Raw genomic sequence first — 8,185 nt, 5'->3', positions numbered from 1 at the left:
CCGTTGCCGTGGCCGTTGTTGCCGCCGCCACCGCCGCCACCGCCGCCACCGCCGCCGTTGCCCCGGCCGCCGCGGTCCGGGGGCGGCGGCGGGACACCGTTGGACTCGTAGACGACGACCACCGAGCCGCTGGGGGCGTAGGAGCCACCGGCCGGCGAGGTGTAGGCGACGGTCCCGGCCGGGTTGGCCGAGGAGGCCGTGCCGCCGTCGACCGCGTTGAACCCGGCACCCTTCAGCGTGCTGATGGCCTGGGCCATCGACATGCCCGAGGTGGACGGGACGGCCGTGGAGACGCCCTCGACCTGGGTCGCGCTCGGGGCGACGAAGTCCTCGTAGTCGAGCTTGTCGTCGACGACGTGCATCGCCTGGGCCCACATGGGACCGGCGAAGCCGGACCCGGACACCGAGGAGATGTAGCTGCCGCCGATCACCTGGCCGGCCAGCTGCATGGGTCGCTGTCCCTGCTTGGTCGCACCGGCGATCATCGCCGCGGTGGCGATCTGTGGGGTGTAGCCGACGAACCAGACGGCCTTGCCGTCCTGGGTGGTGCCGGTCTTGCCCGCGGAGGGGACGCTGAGACCCGTGCCGCCGAGGTCGTACCCGAAGCCGCCCGGCTCCTGGACGCCGCGCAGCACGTCGTTGACGGCGTCCGCGGTGGCCTGGGGGAGCGCCTGGGTGCAGTGGGAGGGGTACTCCTGGATGACGGTGCCGCTGGGGTCCTCGATCTCGGTGACCGGGCGGGCGTCGCAGTGCTCGCCACGAGCGCCGAAGGTGGCGTACGCCTCGGCCATCTCCAGCGGGCTCGCGTTGGCGATGCCGAGCGTGAACGTCGGCACCCGCTCGGCGCCGTTGCCGTTGGCGTCGCCCTTGGGGTCGGTGAGCCGCACCCCGAGGGACTTGGCGATGTTGAACGGCTTGCAGACGCCGGTGACCCGCTCGAGCATCGCGTAGAACGTGTTGACGGACTTCTGGGTGCCGACGTAGAGGTCCATCGACCCGTCGATGGTGGAGCTGGACACGTTCCATTCGCCGACGAACCCGGGCTGGCCTTCGCAGTTGGCGAACTCGTCCTGCGGGATCGTCATCGTCATCGGGGCGTTGAACGTCGTGCTCAGCGGGACGCCCTGGTTGACGGCGGCCGCGAGCACGAACGGCTTGAACGTGGACCCGGCCTGGAAGCCGGCGGAGTCGCCGTACTCGGTCGGGACCGCGTAGTTCAAGAACGTCTCGCCGGCGGCCTCGCTGCGGCCCATCGGGCGGGACTGGGCCAGGGCCTTGACGTTGCCCGTGCCCGGCTCGATCATCGCCATCGCGCCGACCGCCTGGTCGCGCTTGTCGACGTGGTCGCGCACGGCGGTGTCGGCGGCCTGCTGGTCGCGCAGGTCGACGGTGGTGCGGATGGTCAGGCCGCCGGTCTTGAGCAACTGCTTGCGCTCGGCGACCGTCTTGCCGAGCTGGGGGTCCTGGAGCAGCCAGTTCACGGCGTAGTCGCAGAAGAATGGCGCCCGCGCGTACAGGCACCCGTTCTTGGCCGGCACGACCTTCAGGCCGAGCTTCTTGTCCTTGGTCTTGTCGGCCTTGTCCTGGCTGATCACGTTCAGCTCGGCCATCCGGTCCAGCACCACGTTGCGCCGCTCCAGCGCCCGGTCCGGGGAGTTGGTCGGGTCGTAGCCGGTCGGGTTCTTCACCAGGCCCGCGAGCATCGCGGACTGGCGCAGGTTCAGGTTCTTGGCGTTGACGTCGAAGTAGTGCCGGGCCGCGGACTGGATGCCGTAGGTGCCGTCGCCGAAGTAGGCGATGTTGAGGTAGCGCTCCAAGATCCAGTCCTTGGAGTAGTTCTGCTCGAACGCGATCGCGTACCGCAGCTCCCGCAGCTTGCGCGCATAGGTGTCGTCGGTGGCCTCCTTGCGCTCGGCCTTGGTTTTGGCCTGGGTCAGCAGCGTCATCTTGACCATCTGCTGGGTGATCGAGGAGCCACCCTGGACCACCCCGTTGTTGGCCTGGTTGGTGATCAGCGCCCGCAACGTGCCCTTGAGGTCCAGCGCCCCGTGCTCGTAGAACCGGTAGTCCTCGATCGCCACGATCGCCTTGACCATCGTCCGCGAGATCTGCCCCAACGACACGTTGACCCGGTTCTCGTCGTACAACGTCGCGATCACATCGCCCTGGGAGTCCACCAGCCGCGTCTTCTGCGGCAACGGGTCGGTCTGCAGCTCCGCGGGCAGGTCGTCCATCGCCTTCGACATCTGCCGCGCACCCACCCCCAGCACCCCCGCGAACGGGATCGCGAGCCCCGCGACCACCACACCCATCACCGCGGCGACCGCGAGCATCACCGCGAGGTGGGAGGCGATGCGGGAGGACGGCAGGCGTTCGTCACGCGGCACGGACATGGCGTCCAGGGTACGTGAACGCGTGAACCCGAACCCAGTCGTAGTCAGAGGGGACTAGTCACTTCGGACTATGGGGATTGGGCCGGATGTGTCTGCCCCCCAGCTGATTTCTTCCTTAACTTCTTTACCGAGGGGAGCTATCCCGGGTGGGCGTCATGGGGACGCTGCCTATCTCGGACTGATGTGGGGACATCATCATGTGGGTTGAGGATTGGGCGCCGGCGGCCGCGTGCCGCGAAGCGCAGCCGGACCAGCTGTTCGTCCGTGGGGCCGAGCAGAACAAGGCCAAGCAGCTCTGCGCGGGCTGCCCCGTACGCACCGAGTGCCTCGCCGAGGCGCTCGACAACCAGATCGAGTGGGGCGTCTGGGGCGGGATGACCGAGCGTGAGCGCCGAGCACTGCTGCGCCGCCGCCCGAACGCCTCCTGGCGCGCGGTCCTCGAGGCCGCCCGCGAGCAGGGCGCGACCGCGCCCGCCGCCAAGCCCGTCGCCGTGTGACGGTTCGGCGGGAACGCCCAGCTAGTCCGATCCCGCCAGCAGGGTCCCGACCCGGCGCAGTCCGTCGAGGTCGTGGACGTCACCGGCGAGCGCGGGCACCACGGCCGTCGGCACCTGCGGGTGCGCGGCGGCGAACCGCTCGCGCAGCAGCGCCTCGCGCTCGACGATGCGGGTCTGGTCGGCGTGCAGGCAGAGCAGGCCGGCGGTCAGGGAGCCCGGTTCCTGCTTGCGCAGCCGCGCCGAGGCCGCCATCGCCTCGTCGGCCGACAAGCCGCCCGGGGGCACCGGGCTGGCCCGGTTGACGATCAGGCCGGCCAGCGGCATGTCGTCCTCGCTGAGCCGCTCGACGAAGTACGCCGCCTCGCGCAGCGCGTCCGGCTCGGGCGCGGCGACCACGAGGAACGCCGTACCGTCGGCCTGCAGCAGTTGGAACGTCTTCTGCGCCCGCGCCCGGAAACCACCGAAGAGCGTGTCGAACGCCGCGACGAAGGTCTGCATGTCCCGCAGCACCTGTGCGCCGATGATCCGATTGAGGGCGTTGGTGATCAGCCCCAGCCCCGCGGTCATCATCCGGGCCGGCCCGCGCGCCGGGGTGAGCAGCAGCCGGATGAAGCGCCCGTCGAGGAAGCTCGAGAGACGCTCCGGCGCGTCCAGGAAGTCCAGCGCCGAGCGGGACGGCGGGGTGTCCACGACGATCAGGTCGTAGCTGTCGTCGTGGCGGGCCTGCGCGTGGATCTGCCCGAGCTTCTCCATCGCCATGTACTCCTGGGTGCCCGCGAACGAGCTGGACAGGGCGATGTAGAAGGGGTTCTGCAGGATCTGCCGGGCCTTCTCGGGGTTGGCCTGGCTCTCGACCACCTCGTCGAAGGTGCGCTTCATGTCGAGCATCATCGCGTCGAGACCGCCGCCCTTGCGGTTGCCCTTGGCGTTGGTGCGCAGCCCGCTGACCGGACGCGGGGTGTTGTCGAGCTCCTCGATGCCCATCGACTGGGCCAGGCGCCGCGCCGGGTCGATCGTCAGCACGACCACCCGACGGCCCCGCTCGGCGGCGCGCAGCGCGAGCGCCGCGGAGACAGTGGTCTTGCCGACGCCACCGGAACCGCAGCACACGATGATGCCCGTCCCGCGGTCGTCGAGCAGTGCGTCGATGTCGAGAGCGGGGGCCGCCGTCGGACCGGTGGCGAGCGGACCGACGCGGGTGCGGGTGCGGGCCATCATGCGAGCCCCTGTGCCTTGAGGTCGGCGGCGAGCTCGTAGAGGCCGCCGAGGTCGACGCCGCCGGAGAGCCGGGGGAGCTCGAAGGTCGGCAGCCCGAGCCCGTCGACCACCGCGCGTTGGTCGTCCTCGAGCGCGCGGCGCTCGGCGTGGTCGCGCACCTCCGTGACGAGGCCCGCCACGAGCCCCGCGCCGCCCTCGATGCCGGCCGCGGTGAGCTCGGCCTCGACCCGGTCGGTGTCGAGCCGGCCGGCCAGGGCGGCCTCGAGGTCCGCGGGCTGGATGTCGCGCGGTCGCACCTGGTTGACGATCACTCCGCCGACCGGCAGCCGCGCCGCGCGCAGCTCGGCGATGCCGTCCGCGGTCTCCTGCACCGGCATCTCCTCGAGGACGGTCACGAGGTGGACCAGGGTCCGCGGCGATCGGAACAGCGTCATCACCGTGTCCGCCTGACCCTTGATCGGCCCGACCTTCGCGAGCCCGGCGAGCTCCTCGTTGACGTTGAGGAACTGCGTGATGCGCCCGGTCGGCGGCGCGTCCAGCACGACGGCGTCGTAGTGGGTGGCGTTGCGGTTGCGGCTGTTGCGCTGCACCGCCTCGAACACCTTGCCGGTGAGCAGCACGTCGCGTACGCCGGGGGCGATCGTCGTGGCGAACTCGATGACGCCGAACCGGTCGAGCGCCCGGCCCGCGCGGCCGAGCTTGTAGTACATCGCGAGGTACTCCAGCAGCGCGGACTCCGCGTCGATGTGCAGCGCGTGGACGACCCCGGGGGGTCGCCCGTCGTGGGGCAGCCCGGTCGCGATCCGGCGCTCCTCGTAGGGCAGCGGGTCGACGTCGAACATCCGGGCGATCCCCTGGCGGCCCTCGACCTCGCACAGCAGCACCTGCCGGCCCTGCGAGGCGAGCCCGAGCGCCAGGGCCGCGGCGACCGTGGACTTCCCGGTGCCGCCCTTGCCGGTCACCACGTGCAGGCGCACGCGCGACCAGTCGGGGACGTCTGTCGACGGGGCCATAGGGCCGAGCGTAGATGACGCCCCGGGGGTCCTAGGATCGACGAGAGCCGGGTCACAGTGTCGTGACGGGCGAGGAGGAGATGGCGTGGACAAGGTGGTGAGCTCCGCCGCGGAGGCCGTGGCGGACATCGCGGGCGGGTCGACCATCGCGGTCGGCGGGTTCGGGTTGTGCGGGATCCCGTCGGTGCTGATCCAGGCGTTGCTGGACGCCGGCACCGGCGACCTCGAGGTCGTGTCGAACAACGCCGGTGTCGACGGCTGGGGCCTCGGCCTCCTGCTCGGGGCCGGGCGGCTGCGGCGGGTCGTGGCGTCGTACGTCGGCGAGAACAAGGAGTTCGCGCGGCAGTACCTCTCCGGGGAGCTCGAGGTCGAGCTGACCCCGCAGGGCACGCTCGCCGAGCGGATGCGGGCCGGCGGGTCCGGCATCCCGGCGTTCTTCACCGCCACCGGGGTCGGCACCCAGGTCGCCGAGGGTGGCCTGCCGTGGCGCTACGACGCCGAGGGCAACGTCGTGAAGGCCTCGCCGCCGAAGCAGACGCAGGTCTTCGACACCGCCGAGGGCCCGAAGGAGTTCGTGCTCGAGCACGCGATCGTCGCGGACTACGGCCTGGTCCGGGCGTGGAAGGGCGACCGGCACGGCAACCTCGTGTTCCGCGACTCGGCGCGCAACTTCAACCCGCTGGCGGCGATGTGCGGGCGGGTCACCATCGCCGAGGTCGAGCACCTCGTCGAGCCCGGGGAGATCGACCCCAACCAGGTGCACACCCCGGGTGTCTTCGTCCAGCGCGTGGTCGCGCTCACCCCCGAACAGGCCGCGGACAAGCGGATCGAGAAGCGGACCGTCCGCACGCGCGAAGGGAGCCCGGCATGAGCTGGAGCCGTGAGGAGATGGCGGCACGGGCCGCTTCCGAGCTGTCCGACGGGTCCTACGTCAACCTCGGGATCGGCCTGCCGACGCTGGTGCCCAACTACGTCGATGACGACGTCGAGCTCGTGCTCCAGTCCGAGAACGGGATCCTCGGCGTCGGTGCCTACCCGTTCGAGGGGGAGGAGGACGCCGACCTGATCAACGCCGGCAAGGAGACGGTCACGCTGCGCCGGGGCGCGTCGTTCTTCGACTCCGCGACGTCGTTCGGGATGATCCGCGGCGGCAAGGTGGATGCGGCGATCCTCGGCGCCATGCAGGTCTCCCGCTCCGGCGACATCGCCAACTGGATGATCCCCGGCAAGATGGTCAAGGGCATGGGTGGCGCGATGGACCTGGTCCACGGCGCCAAGCGGGTCATCGTGCTGATGGAGCACGTCGCCAAGGACGGCAGCTACAAGATCGTCGACGAGTGCTCCCTGCCGTACACCGGCCGCGGCGTGGTCCAGCGGATCATCACCGACCTGGCGGTGATCGACGTGGTGCCCGCGGCCGACGGTGGCGGTCTCCGCCTGGTGGAGCTCGCGCCCGGGGTGACCGAGGACGAGGTCCGCGCCAAGACGGAGCCGGAGCTCATCGCCTGAGGCCGTCGTCCGTGCGCCCGCCGACGACGCAGCCGCCGGCGGCGTACCCACCCGCGACCTCCCAGGCGCTCGGCGTGGACGCCGTCGGTCCGGAGCGCCTGGGCGGCTTCTCGGCGGCCACGTAGGACCGGGGTTCCGGCCCCGGGCCTCAGGCGATCGACTCGACGCGCTCCTCGAGCCGAGCGGGCATCGACCGGCGCGCGGCGAACCGGCTGGCGACCGCGCTGGTGTAGGCGAGCCGCCGCCTGGCCGCCACCCCGTCGGGGTTGGTGTGGGGGGTGGCCAGGTGCGGCTCGAACGCGCCGGCCAGCGCGTCGCGCAGCAGCACGAGCGCCTCGGCGCGCAGCTGGGAGATCCGGGACTCGGTGACGCCCAGCTCGGCCGCGAGCTCGGCCATCGGCCGCTGGTCGAGGAAGTAGCCGCGGACCACGTGGCGCAGCCGCTCGGGCAGCTCCTCGATCGCGTCGGCGAGGTAGTGGCTGCGCTCGGCGCGCAGTGCGGCCTCCTCCGGGCCGGCGTCACGGCCGGCGAGCTGCTCGGCGAACCCGGCGTCGGGGCCGGCGTCCAGCGGCAGCACCTGGGCGCGGGCGACCTCGGAGTCGGTGCGCACGACGTCCTCACGGCGCAGGTCCAGCGCCTCGGCGACCGCGGCGTCGTCGGGGAACTCCCCGAGCACGGCCGCGAGCCGGGCGCGGGCGGCCTCGATCTCGCGCGCCTTGCGTCGCACCGAGCGCGAGGCCCAGTCGACCGAACGCAGCTCGTCGACCAGCGCACCGCGCACCCGGGTCGAGGCGTAGCTGCCGAACGGCACGCCCCGCGCGGGGTCGAAGGACCGCGCCGCCTGCACCAGGGCGAGGAGCCCGGCGGAGTGCAGGTCGTTGCGATCCATGTACGACGGGACGCGCGCCATCGTCTCTCGCACGAGATGGGCGACCAGGGGCACGTGCTCGACGGCGAGCTGGTCGCGTTCGGCGATCGTCAGGGTGGACTGGACCGGGTTCACGGGAGTAGTGACTCATATCCGGCGCGTCCATGACGTGAATTTGCAACTATCTCGTGTAGAACGATTTCTTTGGGCTAGGGCCGGTGGTTCAGGAGGACCAGTCCGGGTAGGCGCCCGAGTCATGGACCCCTAGTCCATCCGGGCCAGCCGGGCCTGGTCCCCCCGGGTCGGGGGTAGTCATTTGTGTTGGATACGGGCCAAATCTGGCCTTCTTTTTTGTCCGAACGGGCCCGTTCGTGCGTCACTGGTGGCGTGACGAGAGACACCTCTTCCCCCGCCGCGGGCTCCCGCTCCCTCGCCGCCCGCCACGTCCCCCTGGTCGCCCACCTGGTCCAGGAGACGATGACCCGGGTCCCGGCGGCCGTCGACCGCAACGACCTGCGAGCCGCCGGGCTGAGCGCGCTCCTCGACGCCGCACGAGGGATCGAGATGACCTCGGACCGATCGTTCGTGACGCGGGCGACCATCGCCATCCGCGGCGCCCTCGTCGACGAGCTGCGGGCCACCGACTGGGCGGCCCGGGCGGCCCGCCCACGCAGCCGGGCGGCGGCC

The 8,185-nt window shown here is 71.5% G+C and carries 7 protein-coding genes and 1 pseudogene; 4 read left to right on the top strand and 4 right to left on the bottom strand.

What is annotated here, in order from left to right; translation table 11 throughout:
* The coding region (locus tag VGD85_RS19980) for a transglycosylase domain-containing protein (RefSeq protein ID WP_331065182.1) at positions 1-2,393 on the bottom strand (2,393 nt) is incomplete at its 3' end.
* A gap of 197 nt (positions 2,394-2,590) precedes the next feature.
* Between VGD85_RS19980 and VGD85_RS19975 the strand changes: the two genes are divergently transcribed.
* Positions 2,591-2,890 (top strand): WhiB family transcriptional regulator, encoded by a 300-nt coding sequence (locus VGD85_RS19975; RefSeq protein ID WP_331065181.1) that lies wholly within the window; start codon positions 2,591-2,593, stop codon positions 2,888-2,890.
* A 21-nt stretch (positions 2,891-2,911) separates the two neighbouring features.
* Here VGD85_RS19975 and VGD85_RS19970 read toward each other — a convergent pair whose 3' ends face one another.
* Positions 2,912-4,105 carry an ArsA family ATPase gene (locus tag VGD85_RS19970; RefSeq protein ID WP_331065183.1) on the bottom strand — a complete coding sequence of 398 codons (1,194 nt, stop codon included), beginning with the start codon at positions 4,103-4,105 and terminating at the stop codon, positions 2,912-2,914.
* Positions 4,105-5,121, bottom strand: a complete 1,017-nt coding sequence (locus VGD85_RS19965; RefSeq protein WP_331065180.1) for an ArsA-related P-loop ATPase — start codon at positions 5,119-5,121, stop codon at positions 4,105-4,107. The genes VGD85_RS19970 and VGD85_RS19965 overlap by 1 nt, the downstream gene beginning before the upstream one ends.
* A gap of 85 nt (positions 5,122-5,206) precedes the next feature.
* On the opposite strand from VGD85_RS19965, the gene VGD85_RS19960 reads away from it, so the two are divergent.
* Both VGD85_RS19960 and VGD85_RS19955 read left to right on the top strand, forming a co-directional pair.
* Entirely contained in the window at positions 5,207-5,992 is a 786-nt protein-coding gene (locus VGD85_RS19960; protein ID WP_331065179.1) for a CoA transferase subunit A, read from the top strand.
* The gene (locus tag VGD85_RS19955; RefSeq protein WP_331065178.1) at positions 5,989-6,630 is read left to right on the top strand and encodes a CoA transferase subunit B; all 642 of its coding nucleotides are present in this window, start codon (positions 5,989-5,991) and stop codon (positions 6,628-6,630) included. Before VGD85_RS19960 ends, VGD85_RS19955 begins: the two co-directional genes overlap by 4 nt.
* A 148-nt stretch (positions 6,631-6,778) precedes the next feature.
* Here the strand turns inward: VGD85_RS19955 and VGD85_RS19950 are convergent, their stop codons facing one another.
* Positions 6,779-7,633 carry a sigma-70 family RNA polymerase sigma factor gene (locus VGD85_RS19950; RefSeq protein WP_331065177.1) on the bottom strand — a complete coding sequence of 285 codons (855 nt, stop codon included), beginning with the start codon at positions 7,631-7,633 and terminating at the stop codon, positions 6,779-6,781.
* A gap of 252 nt (positions 7,634-7,885) precedes the next feature.
* Between VGD85_RS19950 and VGD85_RS19945 the strand changes: the two are divergent.
* Positions 7,886-8,185: pseudogene (locus tag VGD85_RS19945) on the top strand (FliA/WhiG family RNA polymerase sigma factor); the annotation flags it as partial.

Origin of the sequence: Nocardioides sp. (assembly GCF_036401255.1) — a bacterium.
Taxonomy (GTDB): Bacteria; Actinomycetota; Actinomycetes; order Propionibacteriales; family Nocardioidaceae; genus Nocardioides.
Note: the sequence above shows the minus strand (reverse complement) of the source record. Positions and strands in the feature narration are given on the sequence as shown.

Excerpts from the sequence above, each read along its gene's own strand:
- VGD85_RS19975 (WP_331065181.1), top strand. The coding sequence starts at position 2,591 with ATGTGGGTTGAGGATTGGGCGCCGGCGGCCGCGTGCCGCGAAGCGCAG.
- VGD85_RS19970 (WP_331065183.1), bottom strand. The coding sequence starts at position 4,105 with ATGGCCCGCACCCGCACCCGCGTCGGTCCGCTCGCCACCGGTCCGACG.
- VGD85_RS19965 (WP_331065180.1), bottom strand. The coding sequence starts at position 5,121 with ATGGCCCCGTCGACAGACGTCCCCGACTGGTCGCGCGTGCGCCTGCAC.
- VGD85_RS19955 (WP_331065178.1), top strand. The coding sequence starts at position 5,989 with ATGAGCTGGAGCCGTGAGGAGATGGCGGCACGGGCCGCTTCCGAGCTG.